This is a genomic window from Pseudoalteromonas sp. S3178, assembly GCF_005886985.1.
GTDB lineage: Bacteria > Pseudomonadota > Gammaproteobacteria > Enterobacterales > Alteromonadaceae > Pseudoalteromonas > Pseudoalteromonas carrageenovora.
The window spans coordinates 1-264 of record NZ_PNCW01000160.1; the positions used below are offsets into that span (position 1 = coordinate 1).

Here is a 264-nt window from a genome sequence, read left to right on the forward strand (position 1 = left end):
AAGAAAGCTTGCCGACGATGCACTACACTCAAAATCACGATTTTTAGCACGTGTTAGTCACGAGCTAAGAACGCCGTTGCAGGCCATTCATGGGTATTTAGATGAATATCTGAGTAACAAAGAAATCCAACACTTACAGCATGTGAAAAGCGCGGTAAATCAATTGGATGTATTACTTTATTCGGTTCAAGATTTTAATAACCTTTCCGAGCAAGAAGTGGTAATTGAGCGTCATCAAGTCGCGTTGCGAGAAGTAATAAAGTC

The 264-nt window shown here is 40.2% G+C and carries 1 protein-coding gene; it reads left to right on the forward strand.

Annotation, left to right across the window (positions count from 1 at the left end):
* Positions 1 to 264: sensor histidine kinase (locus CWC11_RS20445; RefSeq protein WP_283241019.1), on the forward strand; the 264-nt coding region annotated here is incomplete at both ends.